Origin of the sequence: Streptomyces sp. NPDC002133 (genome assembly GCF_040296405.1) — a bacterium.
In the GTDB taxonomy this organism is placed as follows: domain Bacteria; phylum Actinomycetota; class Actinomycetes; order Streptomycetales; family Streptomycetaceae; genus Streptomyces.
In genome coordinates this window covers 1-17,020 of the sequence record NZ_JBEOXF010000040.1, presented here as the reverse complement: position 1 = coordinate 17,020, position 17,020 = coordinate 1, and the positions used below count along the sequence as shown (strand labels likewise).

15 protein-coding genes are annotated in these 17,020 nt (G+C 69.5%); 9 read left to right on the top strand and 6 right to left on the bottom strand.

Going from position 1 to position 17,020, the window contains the following annotated elements:
- Positions 1-56 precede the first annotated feature (56 nt).
- From ABT078_RS29185 to ABT078_RS29175, 3 genes are read left to right on the top strand one after another with little or no spacing between them, the layout of a single operon-like run.
- Entirely contained in the window at positions 57-1,463 is a 1,407-nt protein-coding gene (locus tag ABT078_RS29185; RefSeq protein ID WP_351232850.1) for a ParB/RepB/Spo0J family partition protein, read from the top strand.
- Positions 1,463-3,292, top strand: coding sequence for a DEAD/DEAH box helicase (locus ABT078_RS29180; protein ID WP_351232964.1), 1,830 nt, complete (start codon positions 1,463-1,465; stop codon positions 3,290-3,292). Before ABT078_RS29185 ends, ABT078_RS29180 begins: the two co-directional genes overlap by 1 nt.
- Positions 3,282-4,133: a protein NO VEIN domain-containing protein gene (locus ABT078_RS29175; protein WP_351232848.1), complete on the top strand. Its 852-nt coding sequence runs from the start codon at positions 3,282-3,284 to the stop codon at positions 4,131-4,133. Before ABT078_RS29180 ends, ABT078_RS29175 begins: the two co-directional genes overlap by 11 nt.
- A gap of 193 nt (positions 4,134-4,326) precedes the next feature.
- Here the strand turns inward: ABT078_RS29175 and ABT078_RS29170 are convergent, their stop codons facing one another.
- From ABT078_RS29170 to ABT078_RS29160, 3 genes are all read right to left on the bottom strand, one after another.
- The gene (locus ABT078_RS29170) at positions 4,327-6,330 is read right to left on the bottom strand and encodes a GmrSD restriction endonuclease domain-containing protein (RefSeq protein ID WP_351232846.1); all 2,004 of its coding nucleotides are present in this window, start codon (positions 6,328-6,330) and stop codon (positions 4,327-4,329) included.
- Between the two features lie 191 nt (positions 6,331-6,521).
- A complete protein-coding gene (locus ABT078_RS29165; RefSeq protein ID WP_351232844.1) occupies positions 6,522-7,031 on the bottom strand; it encodes a very short patch repair endonuclease in 510 nt (169 codons plus the stop codon).
- A 355-nt stretch (positions 7,032-7,386) separates the two neighbouring features.
- Positions 7,387-8,391, bottom strand: a complete 1,005-nt coding sequence (locus ABT078_RS29160) for an SEC-C metal-binding domain-containing protein (protein ID WP_351232842.1) — start codon at positions 8,389-8,391, stop codon at positions 7,387-7,389.
- An 87-nt stretch (positions 8,392-8,478) separates the two neighbouring features.
- On the opposite strand from ABT078_RS29160, the gene ABT078_RS29155 reads away from it, so the two are divergent.
- Entirely contained in the window at positions 8,479-9,255 is a 777-nt protein-coding gene (locus ABT078_RS29155) for a class E sortase (protein ID WP_351232962.1), read from the top strand.
- Between the two features lie 5 nt (positions 9,256-9,260).
- Here the strand turns inward: ABT078_RS29155 and ABT078_RS29150 are convergent, their stop codons facing one another.
- Positions 9,261-10,748, bottom strand: a complete 1,488-nt coding sequence (locus ABT078_RS29150) for an MFS transporter (RefSeq protein ID WP_351232840.1) — start codon at positions 10,746-10,748, stop codon at positions 9,261-9,263.
- A 132-nt stretch (positions 10,749-10,880) separates the two neighbouring features.
- Here ABT078_RS29150 and ABT078_RS29145 point away from each other — a divergent pair, with 132 nt between their 5' ends.
- From ABT078_RS29145 to ABT078_RS29130, 4 genes are all read left to right on the top strand, one after another.
- The gene (locus tag ABT078_RS29145; protein WP_351232838.1) at positions 10,881-11,408 is read left to right on the top strand and encodes a winged helix-turn-helix transcriptional regulator; all 528 of its coding nucleotides are present in this window, start codon (positions 10,881-10,883) and stop codon (positions 11,406-11,408) included.
- Between the two features lie 269 nt (positions 11,409-11,677).
- Complete coding sequence (locus ABT078_RS29140) at positions 11,678-11,989, top strand: DUF6412 domain-containing protein (protein WP_351232836.1); 312 nt, start codon at positions 11,678-11,680, stop codon at positions 11,987-11,989.
- A 102-nt stretch (positions 11,990-12,091) separates the two neighbouring features.
- A complete protein-coding gene (locus tag ABT078_RS29135; protein WP_351232834.1) occupies positions 12,092-12,832 on the top strand; it encodes a YidC/Oxa1 family membrane protein insertase in 741 nt (246 codons plus the stop codon).
- A 123-nt stretch (positions 12,833-12,955) separates the two neighbouring features.
- The gene (locus ABT078_RS29130; RefSeq protein ID WP_351232832.1) at positions 12,956-13,816 is read left to right on the top strand and encodes a fumarylacetoacetate hydrolase family protein; all 861 of its coding nucleotides are present in this window, start codon (positions 12,956-12,958) and stop codon (positions 13,814-13,816) included.
- Positions 13,817-13,940: 124 nt separating this feature from the next.
- Here the strand turns inward: ABT078_RS29130 and ABT078_RS29125 are convergent, their stop codons facing one another.
- Both ABT078_RS29125 and ABT078_RS29120 read right to left on the bottom strand, forming a co-directional pair.
- A complete protein-coding gene (locus ABT078_RS29125; RefSeq protein WP_351232830.1) occupies positions 13,941-14,417 on the bottom strand; it encodes a heme-degrading domain-containing protein in 477 nt (158 codons plus the stop codon).
- Positions 14,414-15,502, bottom strand: a complete 1,089-nt coding sequence (locus ABT078_RS29120) for a Gfo/Idh/MocA family oxidoreductase (RefSeq protein WP_351232828.1) — start codon at positions 15,500-15,502, stop codon at positions 14,414-14,416. The genes ABT078_RS29125 and ABT078_RS29120 overlap by 4 nt, the downstream gene beginning before the upstream one ends.
- 47 nt (positions 15,503-15,549) lie before the next feature.
- Between ABT078_RS29120 and ABT078_RS29115 the strand changes: the two genes are divergently transcribed.
- On the top strand, positions 15,550-16,866 hold the full coding sequence (locus ABT078_RS29115; RefSeq protein WP_502981379.1) for an ROK family transcriptional regulator: 1,317 nt from the start codon (positions 15,550-15,552) through the stop codon (positions 16,864-16,866).
- Positions 16,867-17,020: the final 154 nt, after the last annotated feature.

Genomic DNA, 17,020 nt, shown 5'->3' with positions numbered 1-17,020 from the left:
ATGATGCACGTTGGGGGGAACTACAAGATCATCTGGGCTTTCTGGAGGCTCTGGCTGTGGCTGTGAATTTCGGGGTCCCACCCCTGGGCGAAACGATCCGCTCCCTTGTCAAGGACCGCCTCAGGGCAGCCATGGACGAGCAGGGCGCCAAGATCACAGTCGAGTGGAGGGGTGAGCAGAAGCACCTACATGTGATCTCCATGCCGGTCGACATGCTCTACTTCAACCCCGACACCCACCGCATCCGCGCGCAGCGGACTCTGGACCCGCAGCGCAACCGGATCCTGGAAGAGGAGCCCTGGGGTGAGGCCGCTCAGAACTACCTGTTCGACCTTTTGCGCCGCAGCCCGTCGAATCCGAACCAAACCGACCCGGACTACATCGCACTCCAGGGCGAACTGGATGATTTCGGCCAGAAGGAGCCTGGAATCATCAGCCCGCTCGGCATCCTCGTCGACGGGAACACACGGTGCGCTGCCCTCAGGGAACTGGGGATCAAGGACATCAGGGTTGGCGTACTGCCCGAGGACACCTCCCGCCGCGACATCAACAGCGTTGAGCTCGCCCTGCAGCTCCGTCGGGACAAGCGGCGCGACTACTCGTACATCAACCGGCTCATCGCCATCGAAGACGAACTTTCCAGCGGCCGCCGCGAGGAAGACGTCGCTCGCGACTTCAACATCAAGACCACTACTCTCCAGCAGGACCGGTGGGTCTACCAGTTGATCAACGACGCCATCGATCGCAGCGCCACCGAAGACGGTGCTGCCCTGCGCTTGGTGGACTTCGAGGACCACCAGGAGAAGCTGCGCGAGCTGCAGCGCGACTTCACCAAGCTGGCCAAGACCGATTCTGAAGCGGCCGAGCAGCTGAAGGAGTCGCGGCTGGCCATGGTCGTCTTGAACTACCCGAAGACGACTGTGCGCTTGGCGGAATCTGATTTCCACGCCCGGTACCTGGATGAGCGGCTTCCCGACGACCTGCGTCCAGCTGCCCAGGAGTCCGCTGCAATGGAGGTCCCCGGCCTGCCCGGCGTCGTGGTCGAAGACGCCTCTGCAGCCGTCAAGACCACGCGTGCACTGACCGACGCGCTCCTGCAGGCTAAGGCCATATCGGTGACCAAGCAGCTGGGGGAATCCGGGGTTGCTGACGCCGACAAGGTGATCAAGACAGCGCGCAAGACCTTCGACGTGGCCGTGAAGCTTGCCGGCGCGAATGCTGAGCTCAGAAAGCGCCAGATTGCAGTCCCTGAGCGCCTCACTGACGCGGCGGACTACGTGAACCAGTGCGCCAGGGAGTTTGCCGACGCCAAGGCCAAGCACGCTCTGGATGAGGACGCCTTCGACGACGCGCTCCTCACCCTACGTACCAGCCTCGCGCAGTTGGCCAAGCACGCCCGGCGCACCTTCAGCTCTCCTGGCGACGGTGTGGCCTGGCTGCTCGACGCCACACGGGAGAAATGATGGCGTCAACCACCGCACCCAGCCTTCAGATCGGCTTCGGAGACGGTGTTACGAGGGCGCGGCTGCAGGCAGGGGCCGATTACGAGACCGACCTTCGCCGTCTCGCACTGCGTTTCCGCAGCAGTGTGCAGCGCTCCCCTGGGACGATGGAGGTGGAGATCGACGACCTTCTGACGAACCTTGCCGCCCTCGGGACCTGGCCCCAGCCTGGCAGCGTGGTCTGGGACTCTCAACTGGCCCGGCTTGCAGCTGACTCTGCTCAGGACGCACAGACCGTGGCCAAGCGACTCGACCTAGCTGCCGACAGCACCTCGGCTGTCGACCCCTCGCAGATCGCGGACCTGCTCGGCCCAGAGTGGACTGCCGACCTCACATCGTTCCAGCGGCGGGACATCGCGAAGCTGCTGTCGCTGCGCCACGGCGCGAACTTCTCCGTCCCCGGAGCTGGAAAGACCCGCGTCGGCCTCGCGGTTTTCCAAGCTCTACGGCAGACCAAGGGAATCGAGCGGGTACTCATCGTCGGACCGAAGTCCTGCTACGAGTCATGGCAGTACGAGAACGAGACGTGCTTGGTAGAACCGCTGCGCATGGAGGTGTTCTCTCGCGGCGCCGATCCTGCTGCGGACGCGATCATCGTCAACTATGAGCGGCTCGCCGGCTCCGTGAACGAGCTCGGCCAGTGGCTGGCTGCCAGGCCGTCGATGCTGCTGCTCGATGAGGCGCACCGTATGAAGCTGGGAGCTGACGGAACCTACGGCGCGGCCTGCCTGGCCCTCGGCCCGCGCAGCCACCACCGGCTCATTCTCACGGGTACGCCGGCCCCGAACGGCGTCCGGGACCTGGAGAACCTCTTCGGTTTTGTCTGGCCCGGCCACGGAAGACAGAAAGTCACCCAGGCCGTCGGAGGCGGAGACCTCGCCAAGGCCAGCCGTGCTCTGCGTCCGCTGTTCACCCGAACTACAAAGGGCGAGCTCGGGCTCCCTCCCGTAGCCACGACCGTGGTACCCGTGGCCCTGCCACCCCTCCACCAGGAGGTATACGAGGCACTCATCGGGCGGTTCTCCGCCCGTGCTGCGGGCTCCGAGGGGGACTTCCAGGCCATCGGGAAAATCATTGTCTACATGTTGATGGCCGCGACCAGTCCGGCACTGCTCGCAGTCGGCACAACACGCTATGAGCCGCTGTCTTATCAGGTACCGCCACTGTCAGTGCCCGACGGGACGCCTCTGTTCGAGCTGATGCGGGACCTGCCGAGCTACGAGCTGTCGCCGAAGTACCGCGAAGTCCTCGCGATCGTCGACAAGAATGCTAGACAGGGCCGCAAGACTCTTGTGTGGTCGACGTTCATCCGCAGTCTCAACACCCTCGAGCGCATACTCGGCGAATTCTCACCCGCGATGGTCCATGGTGGGACGGAGGACCGCGAAGCTGAGATCGACCGGTTCCGGAATGACCCCGACTGCATGGTGATGCTCTCGAACCCGGCCACTCTCGGCGAGGGCATTAGCCTGCACCATCACTGCCACGACGCGCTCTACGTTGATCGGGACTTCGCCGCCGGCCGTTATCTCCAGAGCCTCGACCGGATCCACCGCCTCGGCCTCGCGCCCGAAACGGAGACCCGCATCACCGTGCTCGCCTCTCAGGGCACTATCGACGAAGTCGTGGCCCAACGGCTCAGCGACAAGCTCCAGTTCATGGGGCAGATCCTCGACGACCCGGCCGTCCAGCAGCTCGCCGACCTCGAAGAGGAGCCCGCCATTGGCGGCGGCCTGGACCAAGGGGACCTCCAAGCGCTGATGGGCCACCTACGTGCCCGTGCCTCCTGATCCGGTCCTGCGCGCGGCAGTCCGCTGGCTGGAACGGCTCCCCGCCAGCGGCGCCGTGCGGATCCGCGCCCTGTTCACGACGCACAGCGACTACAGCGACATATCGCCAAACCAGTACGAAGCCGCGTACACGTGGCTGCAGACCACCGGGCTCCTCGATGACCTGCGCAGCAGCGTCCCTGGGCCCCGCCGCGTGTTCGACGCCGCGATCGCGCACAGCGGCGCACCCTGGCTCCCAGACGCCGACCTTCTCGTCCGCGGCCCGGACGAACTACCCGACGATGTCCTGCGCGCCGCCTCGTCACTGGGCCTGAACGAAGGCGACGCCTTCGGGCAACTCGGCGCCGTATGGGGCAAGGTCGATGCGCGCGAACGCGAGCGAATCGGAGCGGCGGGCGAACTCGCCCTCGTCGAGCTGCTGGAAACCTCAACGACGGCACGGGTCGAGCACGTTGCCGCCTGGTCCGACGGCTTCGGTTACGACATAGCCGTCCACTCCGCCCGACACCCAGGGCACATCGAAGCCAAGTCCACGACCCGCCGAGGGCGCCTCACGGTCTTTCTCTCCCGCAACGAGTACGAGACCATGCGGCGCGACCCGCTCTGGGAACTCGTCGCCATCCGCCTCACGGCGGACCTGAAGCCCGAGGCGATCGCTACCGTCCCCAAGGAGTGGATCGCAGACCAGGCGCCAACTGACCAGAGTCGGCAAGGCCGCTGGGAGTCGTGCCGCCTGGAAGTGCCCCCCGATGTGCCCGTGCCGGGCATTCCCCGCCTTGCTCCAGTGCTCACCAGCGACTGCTCGGAGCTGCTCGACGGCATGGCCGGGTGGCCCGGTTAGGCCACCACCTCCCAGTTGTCATCAGCGCTTCCATGTCCGCATCAGGGAACCTGTATGCCGATGCAACCCACCTGCTGGTTCGTGATCGGCACAGCGAATTCCCGTCCACGCCGGGCCTTGATGCGCCCATATTGAATCTCGGGACTGACAGGCTCGTCCCGAGATTCCACCCGGCGAATGCTTCACCACGCCTTCAGATCCGCACTCCTGCGTTAGACAGCAGAAACTCCACTGTCTCCGCAGGCCACGGCTCGTCCGTAGGCTCAGGGCACTCGTCCAAGGGCTGCGCATCATCGAATGCCTGCTTAACCGAGGAACGCCACTGTTCGAGCGAACCGCGGATCAAGAAGGGACCGACCGCGAAGGTGACGATGCCCTCATCGTCAACGCGCACGGCGACTGATTCACCGCCTACGGAAACGTCACTGGCAAGCCCGGCGGACGCTGCGTCGAGCGCCGTTTCAAGCTCGTCTCGGAGAACCCAGCCGATCCATCGCCGACCCTGCAGCTCAGTGTCAGCGACCAGCACAGACCTGCCGCTGCCCACGTAGCCGCCGAGTTCAAGCGACCAGCTCGGCTGATCGCCGGCCTCAAGTATTTCACCATCAAGGACGTCTGGCTTGAACCGGTCGAGGATCGCCATTATGCGATCAGCCAGCAGTTCCCTGCGGGCAGCGAGGAAGCTCCGGTAGCCGTCGGTCACCAGCAGCGCGGGGTCGTTCGGGATGGCGTGCGCCGCCAGGTCGCTGCCCGCGACATCGTGCACGTAGGCAGCCGGGGAACGGCTTCCGATCATGTTCTTCGCCGTGTCCTGAGAGACGAAGACGATGTTCGCCAGCTCGTTGATCTCAGCCGACGAGAACTTGCCGCGGTGTCCCCGCAGCGTCACGGCCGGGTGTACAAGGCTGTACTGCGGCTTTCCTGAGCCGTCGACGGATGCTGAAATGGGTTCACCGTCCCACCAGTCCGTGGCGCCGGCATGGGCTACCGCGAGGTAGCTGAACATGAGATACGGGCTCTGATGGGTCCGGCGGGCCAAGTCGCCGGCCGTGACGGAAATGCCGTTCTCGCCGATGCCTAGGTTGGACAGGAGGTCCTTCACTGGGTCCTCGGAGTCGAGCGCCTTGATGTCCTGGGTGAGAGTAGTGTCCGTCGCGCCTCCGTACCGGTTCCGGGCTGTGGCGGCCATGAACCAGTACAGCAGCCCCTTCTCGACAGTGCCCGGTGTCTGACCGCCCTCGGGCTGGCGTCCGTAATAGACGATCAGCGGGTGGAGGGCCGCGAGGGACGGGATGAGCGAGGTAGTGGGAACCAGGAGCTTCTCCTGGAGCATCGATACGACTTTGGAGAGCCCTCGCTGAACCTTCGCCCACCCCTCTTCGACGGACTCCGTGCTTGCTGCAGTCAGCTTTGCCACAGACGACAGCCGCTTGCCGGAGATGGACAAGTTCAAGGTCAGGGCCTTGATCAGGAAGTTGACGTCGAGAGCGCCGTAACCGCGCTCGGCCCAGCGGGCCGACTCCGCTTCCAGCTGCCCTAGGAAGCCGGGCGCCCGGGCGGAGAGCGTTGCCAGGGCGAGGTCAGTGGTCTTGAGCGCCCGGCCACCGCTGTTCACGCGGACGAAGATCTCCGCGACTTCCTCGTACTCGAAGTCGTGAAGGACCTCCATGTGGAAGTCACGCTGAGTGATCTTCTGGAGTGCGCTCAGGCGACGGCCGATCTCGACGTCAGGGATACCGAGTCCCGCCGTCTTCAGCTCGCCGTGCACCGTGAAGACGTCGGCATCCGGGCCTACGACGTCGTAGACCTTGATCCATTTCTTGTTGCGACGGGTAGCCGCGCTCTGGTTCTGGAAGGCCTCGGTCTCGATGTTGAAGACGACCTGGGCTTCCGGATGGTCGGTGAGTACCCGGAACAGCGACGTGAGCCGCTGCTGTCCGTCAAGGAGGTACAGAGGAATAACGCTCGCCAGCGCCTGGGGCGTGCCAATGGCCGCCTGCCTGGTCTCGGCCACGTGCCCTGTCTTCCAGAACAGCAGGGATCCAGCCGGGTAGCCGCGGTACAGGGACTCAATGAGCCGCGCTACCTGCGACGCCTTCCAGACATATCCGCGCTGGATCTCCGGAAGCTTGATCTCCCCGGCGGCAATCTGGCTGATGAGCGTCCTGACGTCCCGGTTCGAACGTTCCACTGCCATGCCTCGGTGCCCCCACCCTCCCTAACGGGAAGCCGTGCCCAGCCGCTTTCCCGTCCGTCGTTCCGATTGCCGCGACGGCAGCAGCCTCAGCCCAGCGAGGCTCCCCAGCCGCCGTAGTCGCAGCACACAGGGTATGTGAGGAAGCGGTCAGCTTGTCCCGAGGACTGCCGCATTGGCGGGACATTGGGGACTCAGGTCGGTGCGCCGCCCGTCCAGGGTCCTCGCGGCTTGGTGCTCGCCGCTTCCCGCCGCGCCGCTACCGCGTCGTGTACAGCGCGGAAGCACTCCTCGGCAGACTCGTGCTCCCAGAACCGCAGCACCAGCCAGTCGGCTTCAGCGAGCCGCGCGTCCGTGTCCTGGTCGCGCTGCCTGTTGCGCCCGATCTTCTCGCGCCAGTAGTCGGGGTTCGTCTTCGGCGGTACGAAATGGTCGGGGCAGCCGTGCCAGAAGCAGCCGTCAACGAAGACCGCGACGCGCGTCGGACGGAAGACGAGGTCGGCGGTGCGGCGCATGCCGGGAAGCGGCTTGGCGGCAACCCGGTACCGCAGCCCGGCCGCGTGCACGAGGGACCGCAGGGCCCTCTCGGGCGAGGTGTCCCGATTGCGGTTGCCCAACATGCTGCGGCGGTTGGCAGCGGAGGAGGCCCAGGACCCCTTCGGCGGAGTCCACGGCTCGGGTTCTGAGGAGGTTGCCTTGCTCATCGCCAGGGAAATTTAGGTCGAAACTCTGTTACCTGCCGTCATGGAGCCCGACAGCGCACGGAGTGCTGCAGAGCGGGTACGAGTCCAGACTAAGGCGTCCCACTGTGATGCCCGAAGCTGCCATTGTTGCCAACCGGTTCGGTCTCGATCACGTACCCATCGCGAAATGCATTGCCTGCTCGCAGACGGCGTGCGAACGGGCCTCGGGGATCTGGGCGGATTGCAATCTCTCACGCTGTTGCCAGCCTTGCCGGTTCATATCGGCCGAGACGGAGACGGAAGAAGGCCCGACTTCAGGCACGGTCGTGTTGCCTCCGCGTTGGAAGGAAGCGACGCGCGCTCAAGCCAGGAGCCGTCAGTCCCGGCCCACCCCGTGACACTCGCGGTACGGCTGCCCCGACCCGCACCAGCACCCCGCCCCCCTCTGCGGCGGCCAAGCCACAGCCCGCCCTCGCGCCGCAAGCGTCGTCGCGTACTGCGGCAGAAGGTTCGGGTCGGCGGGGGAGGCGGCCTCGGAGGCGGCGAAGGCCTCGTAGGACGGGACCGTGCCCGTGACGATGCCGAGGTTGCCCGTGCCCGTGGTGGAGAGGTCGCGGAGGGCCGACTCGATGGAGGTGAGGTGGGCCTCGTGGCTGGGGTACTCGGCGGCCAGTGAGGGGTACGCGGCGAGGAGTTCGGCGAGTTCGCCGGCCGGCCAGTGGAGCATCGCGACCGGGAAGGGGCGGGAGAGGGCCGCGCGGTAGGTGCCCAGCTCGGTGCGGAGGCGGGCGATTTCGGCGCGGAGTTCGATGGGGTCGGAGGAGCCCAGGGACCAGAGGCGCTTGGGGTCGTGGAGCTCGTCCAGGGGGACGGCCGCGGTGTGGAGGCGGTCCGCCAGGGAGTCCCAGGAGTCGTGGGGGAGAGCCAGCAGGCGGCGGACGCGGTGGCGGCCGGTCAGGAGGGACAGGGAGGAGTACGGGATCTCGTCGTCCGGGTCGACGAGACGGGTCACGGCCGTCGTGAAGGTGTCGTGGGCCGCGTCGAGCTCGTCGTGGGCCTCCAGGGTCTCGGCGACGATCTCCCATGGGGCCGCGTCGTCCGGGGCGGCCGCGCGGACGCCGTCGATGATGGCGCGGGCCTCGGCCTCGTGGCCGTACTCCCACAGGTTCGCCGCCTGCAACGCCTTGATCAGATGAGGGCTCTCGGGCCCGGCGGCGACGAGGCCGTCGTACAGGCCGCTCGCGCGGGCGCGTTCGCCCGCGAGCTCGAGATGGGCCGCGGCTTGGAGCATCAGCGGCTCACGATCCTCCGGGTACTGCTCCGCGGTGCGCAGCAGGCGCTCGGCTTCGGCGGTGTGGTCGGCAGGCGTGTCGGGGCGCATGGAGCACACCGTACTGCTGTACGGGCCCGCGCAGGGCCCTGGTGAGTTGGAGGGCCTGCCCTTATCGTGCGGGCCGTGCGGGAGCGGATGCCTGTAGTCGTGCAGCGGGGGCGGACCCGGGGGTGGGTGGCGCTCGCCCGTGGGCTGTGGGCTGCTGCCGAGGTCGCCGTGACCCTCGGCGCGGTCGTCCTGCTCCTCGTCGTACACCAGCTGTGGTGGACCAACCGGGAGGCCAGGGAAGGCGCCGAGCGTCAGGTCCGGGCGCTGGAGCGGGAATGGGAGGGGGACGAGGCCGCCCCCGAGGGTTCGGACGCTCCCGCGGCCCCCGATGCCTCCGAGGGTGAGGCTCGCGAGGAGGGCGGAGGCGGCACGGGCCGCCGGGCCCCGGCCGCCCGGCAGACGGCACCGCGCTGGGACCAGGCCTACGCCGTGCTGCGCATCCCGAAGCTCGGGGTCGTCGCCCCCGTCGCGCAGGGGATCGCGAAACGGGGCGTTCTGGACAAGGGCTATGTCGGGCACTATCCGCGGACCGCCCAGCCCGGGCAGGCCGGGAACTTCGCGGTCGCCGGGCATCGCAATACGCACGGCGAGCCGTTCCGGTACATCAACAGACTGCGGAGCGGGGACAAGGTCGTGATCGAGACGCGGGACGCCGTTTTCACCTATCAGGTGGACAAACGGCTCCCGCAGACGTCCGCCCGCGACGGTGGGGTGATCGCGTCCGTGCCGCGGAGTGTGGTGAAGCCGGGGTACGGGTACAGCGAGCCCGGTTATTACGTGACGCTGACGACCTGCACCCCCGAGTACACCTCCAAGTACCGGCTCGTGGTGTGGGGGAAGCTCGCCTCGATGCGGCCCCGCTAGCCAGGTCAGCCAAGAGGGGCCGGCGTGGTCGCGCGTCCCGGCCGGAACACCAGCACCGACAACGCACCCAGCAGTGACAGCCCCGCCGAGACGGCCAGCGCCGCATTCGTACCCGCCGTCGCGACCGCGATCGTGAGGGCCACGCCCGCGGAGGAACCGATGTAGCGGGCCGTGTTGTTGGCGCCCGAGCCCATCGCCGCGCGCTCCGGCGGTACGGACTCGACGGAGAGGCGGGGCAGGGCCGCGTTCAGCAGTCCGCTGCCCACGCCCGCGACGGCGAGGCCCGGCACCAGACGCATCCAGCCGCCGCCCGGTGCGGGCACCGCGCCGAGCATCGCGAGGACACCGGCCGCCGACAGGACGAAGCCCAGGGCCAGTTGGTGGCGCGCGGTGACGCGGCCGGCCAGCCGCTTCACCTGCAGGGCGACCAGGAACGCCGTACCCGACCAGAGCAGGAACAGCCATGCGGCCCCGAGCGGAGAGATCTTCGTCTGCTGCTGCAGCATCGTGGGCAGGTAGCTGAACAGGCCGATGACCGCGAGGCCCGTGAACAGCGCGCCCGACGACGCGGACAGGAAGAGCGGACGGCGGAAGAGCCCGAGGTCGATCATCGGGGTCGCGCTCCGGCGCTCGACCAGCACGAACACCGCGAGCAGCACGGCGGACGCGACCGCCAGCACGCCGACGGGTGCGCGCAGCCAGCCGTCGCGGCCCAGCGTGAGGGCCGTGAGGAGCGCGGTCAGCGCCAGGCCGAGGGCCAGCGCGCCCGGCAGGTCCGGGCGGCCGCCGCGTGGGGCGCGGGACTCGGTGAGCATACGGAACGCGAACGCGCCGGTCGCGAGGCCGGCGAGCGCGAGTACCTCGTAGACGAGCCGCCAGTCGACCGTGCCGAGCGCGCCGGCCAGCAGCGGGCCGAGGGCGATTCCGGCGCTGACGAATGCGCCCCACACGCCTGTGGCCCTGATCCGCGCGGCTCCGGCGGGGAAGGCGTGGACGAGGAGGCCGAGGCTGCTCGCGAGTATCGCCGCGCTCGCCGCGCCCTGGGCGACGCGGGCGAGGGTGAAGGTCAGCGTCGAGTCGGCGAACGCACCGATGCCGGTCGTGACGCCGAGCGCGAGCGTGCCCGCGAGGAAGATACGACGCCGTCCGTAGTCGTCGGCGAGGCTGCCCGCGACGAGGAGGAGGGCCGCGAGGCCCAGAGGGGTGCCGTTGAGGAGCCAGGCCTGGGCGGCAGGTGCGGTTCCGAATGCCGCCGCCATGTCGGGGAGCGTCAGCATCGGCGCGGTGTAGTTCATGAGCGCGACGGTGGTCGCGGCGCTGGTGACGGCGAGCGTCGCGCCGGGCCGGGCTCCGAGGGCGGATCCTGCGCCGGGGTTGTCGGGCTCCGCCACCGGGTGTGTGTCGGGGCCTGTGCCGGGGTGCGTGGTGGCGTGGGTGTCCTGGGCCGTGTGCGGGGCTGCGTGCGGATCGGCCGGCCGTGCCGGGTGTCCCATTGGGGTTCCCCATCGATTCGGATCTGTCGAGCGGGCGAAGGCGGGCAGGGTTCAGTGAATGAACCCGCGCTCGGTCGAGGACCTTAGCACGGTGAGTTCGGTGATTGAACCGTCCAGGGTTACGCTGGTGCCATGGCTCTGGGCAAGGACTACGCGGCGCAGAACTGCTCCATCGCCCGCGCGCTCGAGGTGGTCGGTGAGCGGTGGACGCTCCTCATCGTGCGCGACGCCTTCTACGGCGTGCGCCGATACAACGACCTGCTGGTGCACATCGGCGCCCCGCGCGCCGTGCTGGCCGGGCGGTTGCAGGCGCTCACCCGCGCCGGGGTGCTGGAGAAGCGCCGGTACCAGGAGTCCCCGCCGCGCGACGAGTACGTACTCACGGAGCGCGGCCTGGAGCTCTGGCCCGTCCTGCGCTCGCTCGGGCTGTGGGGACGCGGCCTGCCCGGTGCCCAGCAGATGCGGATCTTCCGGCACGCCGCGTGCGGTACGGAGCTGGGCGCGTACGGCGAATGCCCGGCCTGCGGCGTCGGGGTGCCCCCCGGGGACGTCGAGATGCACCCGGGGCCGGGGCTCGACATGGATCCCGCGGACTCGGTCAGCCGTGCACTGCTGAGGCCGCGGCGGTTGCTGGAACCCCTCGAAACGGAGCGCGTCTGAGCGCTTGGGCGCGCTTGGACGGGCTCGGACGGGTCGGTCGTGGTCGGTCGCGGTCAGAAGTGCTCGGGCGCGCTCGGAGCGGCGTGCGGGCGACCGCGTCGGCGTGTGTCCGTGTCGCGTCGGCGTCGTCGGCGGTCCGTGCCACGCGGGCGGGTGTTGCCGATGCGGGTTTTCCACAGGGAACCTGGGGGCGATTTCGCTCGTGTATAACGAATGAAGGAACGAATGGAAGCTCGTATCACCCGTGCCGAGGAGCGAAGGGGGCAGGAATGACCGGAAGTTCGTGGCGGATGCTGCGGCCGCCGGTGCTGCTGGCCTTCATCCTCGTCGAGGTGTTCCTTGCCGAGGGGATCGGCTTCTCCACCGCCGTCGCCCTCGCCGCCACCGCCGCGGTCGGTGCCGCGCTCGTCGCCTGCGCGCTGGTCCTTTCGCGGTCGGTGCCGCGCGTACCGCGCACGCGAATACGGACCGCGATACGCGACCGTGAGCAGCGCACGGCCTTCCTGCCGCAGCGTGACCCCGACGCCGCGGGCCGTACCAGGCCCCGGGCTCCAGGCCGCCCCTCCACGACGGCCGCGTAGGGGCACACCCGAGTTCATCCACCCCATCCATGGGCCCCTTTGCGGTGCCGTCATGCCGACATCTCTGTTTGTTTCCGGCACGACGAGCCCGGGAGGGCCTCCATGTCCGCTTCTGCGTCCGATCCATCCGTCACGTCCGCCGCGTCCGTCACTTCCGCCTTCGCCGAGCTGGTCGACCGGCTCGCCGACCTTGTGCAGCCCGTGTTTCACGGTTCCGCTGCCGCTGTGGCCGTCGTCCTGTTCACCGTGCTGGTGCGGGCCGCCATTCATCCGCTCTCGAGGGCGGCGGCGCGCGGCCAGAAGGCCCGGGCGCGGCTCGCGCCGCAGATCACCGAGCTGCGCAAGAAGCACGGCAAGAACCCGGAGCGGCTGCAGAAGGCGGTTCTGGAGCTGCACGCGAAGGAGAACGTGTCGCCGCTGTCCGGGATGCTGCCCGGCCTGATGCAACTGCCGGCGTTCTTCCTGCTGTACCACCTGTTCGCGGGCGGCAGCATCACCGGCGATCTGTTCGCGGCGCCGCTCGGTGGCCGGTGGGCGGATGCGCTCGGGGACGGCGGGGTGTTCGGGGCGGCAGGGCTCGTGTACGTCGCGCTGTTCGCGATCGTCGGCGCGGTGGCCACGTTCACGTATGTGCGAACGCGGCGGCAGCTCGCGGTCACCGGCCGGCAGGAGCAGCCGCAGCTGCCGGGCATGGGGACGATGGCGAAGGTGCTGCCGCTGCTGTCCTTCGGCACGCTCGTCACCGTTGCCGTTGTGCCGCTGGCGGCCGCGCTGTACGTCGTCACCAGTGCCACGTGGGGCGCGGTGGAGAGGGTGCTTCTGTACCCGGCTACCGCACGGTAACGGTCCAGTGTGTGATCGAGGTCTTGCGGGGTGGTCGGATGTCTTGGAGGATCAACCAACCTCTGATTCTCCGATGGTCGCACCCCATCGGCCGGGGCCACCTCGAGCACAGGGAGAAAGACCATGAAGCTGCTGCGTGTCGGTACGGCGGGCGCGGAGCGTCCGGCGCTGCTCGACCAGGACGGGACGACCCTTCGCGACCTGTCCGGGCTGGTGGCGGACATCGATGGCGACCTGCTGGCCGACCAGGCCGCGCTGGGCCGGATCCGGGCGGCGGCCGACGCCGGCGAGCTGCCCGTGATCGACGGGGGCGGGCTGCGCATCGGCCCGCCGCTGGCGCGCATCGGCAAGGTCGTCTGCATCGGGCTGAACTACCACGATCACGCGGCCGAGACCGGTGCCGCGACCCCGACGGAGCCGGTCGTCTTCTTCAAGGCCGCCGACACGGTCGTCGGACCGAACGACACCGTGCTCGTACCGCGCAAGAGTGTGAAGACGGACTGGGAGGTCGAGCTCGCGGTGGTCATCGGACGTACCGCGCGCTACGTGGAGTCGGCCGAGGAGGCGCTCGCGCACGTCGCGGGTTACGCGGTGGCGCACGACGTGTCGGAGCGCGAGTTCCAGATCGAGCGCGGCGGTACGTGGGACAAGGGCAAGAACTGCGAGACGTTCAATCCGCTGGGCCCCTGGCTGGTGACGCGGGACGAGGTGCCCGACCCGCAGGCGCTGTCGCTGAAGCTCTGGGTCAACGGCGAGCTGAAGCAGAACGGCTCGACCGCCGACCAGATTTTCCCGGTGGCCGAAGTGGTGCGGTACGTCAGCCAGTTCATGACCCTGTACCCGGGCGATGTCATCAACACAGGTACGCCGGCGGGCGTGGCGCTGGGGCAGCCGGAGCCCAAGCCGTTCCTGCGGGCAGGGGACGTCGTCGAGCTGGAGATCGCGGGGCTCGGGCGGCAGAGGCAGGAGCTCAAGGACGCGTAGCGCTCACGTGGGGCTCGCGCAGCCGGCCCTCGCGCAGAGCTCACACGGAGCCGGTGCGAGGGCTCCTGGCGAGTCAGGTGAGAGACCGCGGAGGGGGTGCGGGGGATTCACCCCCTCCGCGGTGTCAGGCGGACATGAGGCGCGTCAGCGCCTCGACCACCATCGCGTGGTCCTCGGCCTGAGGAAGGCCGGAGACCGTGACCGTGCCGATGACGCCTGCGCCCTTGACGCGGATCGGGAAGGATCCGCCGTGGGCCGCGTACCGGTCGGGATCGAGGCGGGACGACTCCTCGAACGTCGTCCCCTTGGCGCGGAACCGGCTGCCGACGAGGAGCGAGCTCTCGCCGTAGCGCTCCACGACACGGCGCTTGCGGTCGATCCAGGCGTCGTTGTCGGCCGACGAGCCCGGCAGCGCGGAGTGGAACAGCTGCTGTGTGCCCCGCCGGATGTCGATCGCGACCGGCGCGTGGCGCTCGCGCGCCAGCTCGACGAGCATCGAGCCGAGCGCCCAGGCGTCGCTGTACGTGAACTGGCGCAGCGTCAGCTGCCGTTCCTGGGCTTCGAGTTCCGCGATGTCCGGGGTGGCGGGGGTGGCGCTCACGAGCCGAGCTCCACCGTGACGCCCTCGTGCGCGGAGCGGCGCGCCGCCTCCAGGACGTCCAGGGCGGCGGCGGCCTCGTGGGCCGTGACCGGCGGCGGCGTGCCGTCGCGGAGGGCGGCGGCGATCGCCGCGTAGTACGCCGGGTAATTGCCCGGCAGGGTCCTGGCCGGGCGCCCGCCGCCCGTGAGCGGGGACTCTCCCGAGCCGATCCGGCCCCACAGGGATTCCGGCTCCTCGCCCCAGCCGGTGTCGCCCGGGAACGGGCGCTCGCCGTCGCGCAGGGCGGCTTCCTGGGGGTCGAGGCCGTACTTGACATAGCCGGCGGCCGAGCCGAGGACCCGGAAGCGGGGGCCGAGCTGGGCTGTGGTCGCGCTCACGTACAGGTGCGAGCGGACACCGTTCGCGTGGGTGAGAGCGATGAAGGTGTCGTCGTCGGTCTCGGCGCCGGGGCGGCGTACGTCGGACTCCGCGTACACCCGGACCGCCGGACCGAAGAGGACCAGGGCCTGGTCGACGACGTGGCTGCCCAGGTCGAAGAGCAGGCCGCCGATCTCCTCCGGGGCGCCGGATTCGCGCCAGCCGCCCTTGAGCTGGGGGCGCCAGCGCTCGAAGCGCGACTCGAAGCGCTGGACCTCGCCGAGCTCGCCGTTCGCGAGGAGGGCCTGGAGGGTGAGGAAGTCGTTGTCCCAGCGGCGGTTCTGGAAGACCGAGAGGAGCAGACCGCGCTCCTCGGCGAGGGCCGCAAGGGCGCGTGCCTCCGCGGCCGTGCCCGCGATCGGCTTGTCCACGACCACCGGAAGACCGGCCTCCAGGGCGGCGGTCGCGACCGGGACGTGGGTCTTGTTCGGCGACGCGATCACGATCAGGTCGAGCTCGTCGGCGCGCGTCCAGAGCTCGTCGGGCGTGGCGGCGAACCGGACGTCGGGGAACTCGGCGAGGGCCTGCTTCTGGCGCTCCTCGTTCGACGTCACGATCGTGTCGAGGACGAGGCCCTCGGTCGAGGAGATCAGCGGGGCGTGGAAAACCGAGCCCGCCAGGCCATAGCCGACGAGTCCGACGCGCAGGGGGGAGGCGGTACCAGTCACACCTCTACTTAAGCAACGCTGTTGCCAAAGGGCAAGCGGGGAGCACAATGGGAAGAGTGAGGGTGAACAGGGCCAGGGCGATCGGAGCACCGGGAGAGGACGCGGGTGCGGGCTCCTCCGTGGGTGGAGGGCCGGGCGTCAATCTGCCCTTGCTGCGCAACCACAACGCCGCGCTGGTGCTCGATCTGCTGCGCACGGCGGGGGAGGACGGCATCAGCCGGCTCGAGCTCGCCGACCGCACGGGCCTCACCCCGCAGGCCGTCAGCAAGATCACGGCCCGGCTCCGGGACGAGGGGCTGGCCGCGGAGGCCGGACGCCGCGCCTCGACCGGAGGCAAACCCCGCACGGTGCTGCGCCTGGTGCGTGCGGCGGCGTACGCGGTGGGGCTGCAGCTGGACCGCGACGAGATGACGGCGGTCCTGCTGGACCTGGCCGGCACGCGCGTCGCCACCCGCGTGGTTCCCCTGGACCTCGGCGCGGGCCCGGACGTCGTGACCGAACAGGCGACGCAGCAGGTGCAGACCCTGCTGGCCGACTGCCTGGCCGAGCCGCGGGTCGTGGCCAAGGAGCAGGCCGAGCACGCGGTGGACGCCGGCGGTCCGCGGAGCGGAGCGGAAGCAGAGGCAGAGGCAGAGCCGGAGGAGGACGCGGAACCGGGGGCGCTGGTGCTCGGGGTCGGGGTGGCCATGCCCGGGCCGCTCGACCATGTGGCCGGGGTGCCCCACCGCGTCACCGGGTATCCGGAGTGGGACGGGTACCGGCTGCGGGACAAGCTGGCCGCCCGCCTCGGGCTCCCGGTCGTGCTCGACAAGGACACCAATGCCGCCGCCCTCGGCCTCGTCCTGCGCGGCACGGGCGGTTCCTTCGCCTATCTGCACCTCGGGACGGGGATAGGCGCGGGACTCGTGCTCGACGGGGAGCTGTACCGGGGGTCGCGGACGGGCGCCGGCGAGTTCGGTCACCAGATCGTCCAACTCGACGGACCTCCCTGTGGCTGCGGCAAACGCGGATGCATCGAGGCGCTGTGCCTGGCCGCGGTAGCCCGGGGCGACCTCGCCGAGGCCGCGCGGGTGCTCGGGGTCGGTGTCGCGAACCTGGTCGAGCTGCTCGACATCGAGCAGGTGCTGCTCGGCGGACGTGTCGTCGCCGCGGCCGAGTCGGAGTTCATACGAGGGGTGCGATCCGTGCTCGTCTCGCGCACCCGGGCGCGGGTCGGGCCCGCCGCGGGCGGTGCCTACCGGGTCGCGGAGGGTGCGGCCCAGCTGGTGCTCGCGCCGGTGTTCGGGCGGGCGGAGGCGTCGTACGCGTCCCCGCCGCCGCTGGGATCGAGCCGCGCGGTGCCCGATCCCGGTCTCGTGTCCTGACGGCCGCGGACGGTGGGGGCGACGTGGCCTGACGGCCGCGCGCGGTGCCCGGTCCCGGCCTCGTGTCCTGACGGCCGCGGACGGTGGGGGCGACGTGGCCTGACGGCCGCGCGCGGTGCCCGGTCCCGGCCTCGTGTCCTGACGGCCGCGGACG

Excerpts from the sequence above, each read along its gene's own strand:
- ABT078_RS29155 (WP_351232962.1), top strand. The coding sequence starts at position 8,479 with ATGCCTGTAGTCGTGCAGCGGGGGCGGACCCGGGGGTGGGTGGCGCTC.
- ABT078_RS29115 (WP_502981379.1), top strand. The coding sequence starts at position 15,550 with ATGGGAAGAGTGAGGGTGAACAGGGCCAGGGCGATCGGAGCACCGGGA.
- ABT078_RS29180 (WP_351232964.1), top strand. The coding sequence starts at position 1,463 with ATGGCGTCAACCACCGCACCCAGCCTTCAGATCGGCTTCGGAGACGGT.
- ABT078_RS29165 (WP_351232844.1), bottom strand. The coding sequence starts at position 7,031 with ATGAGCAAGGCAACCTCCTCAGAACCCGAGCCGTGGACTCCGCCGAAG.
- ABT078_RS29140 (WP_351232836.1), top strand. The coding sequence starts at position 11,678 with ATGACCGGAAGTTCGTGGCGGATGCTGCGGCCGCCGGTGCTGCTGGCC.
- ABT078_RS29135 (WP_351232834.1), top strand. The coding sequence starts at position 12,092 with ATGTCCGCTTCTGCGTCCGATCCATCCGTCACGTCCGCCGCGTCCGTC.
- ABT078_RS29130 (WP_351232832.1), top strand. The coding sequence starts at position 12,956 with ATGAAGCTGCTGCGTGTCGGTACGGCGGGCGCGGAGCGTCCGGCGCTG.
- ABT078_RS29150 (WP_351232840.1), bottom strand. The coding sequence starts at position 10,748 with ATGGGACACCCGGCACGGCCGGCCGATCCGCACGCAGCCCCGCACACG.
- ABT078_RS29160 (WP_351232842.1), bottom strand. The coding sequence starts at position 8,391 with ATGCGCCCCGACACGCCTGCCGACCACACCGCCGAAGCCGAGCGCCTG.
- ABT078_RS29170 (WP_351232846.1), bottom strand. The coding sequence starts at position 6,330 with ATGGCAGTGGAACGTTCGAACCGGGACGTCAGGACGCTCATCAGCCAG.
- ABT078_RS29145 (WP_351232838.1), top strand. The coding sequence starts at position 10,881 with ATGGCTCTGGGCAAGGACTACGCGGCGCAGAACTGCTCCATCGCCCGC.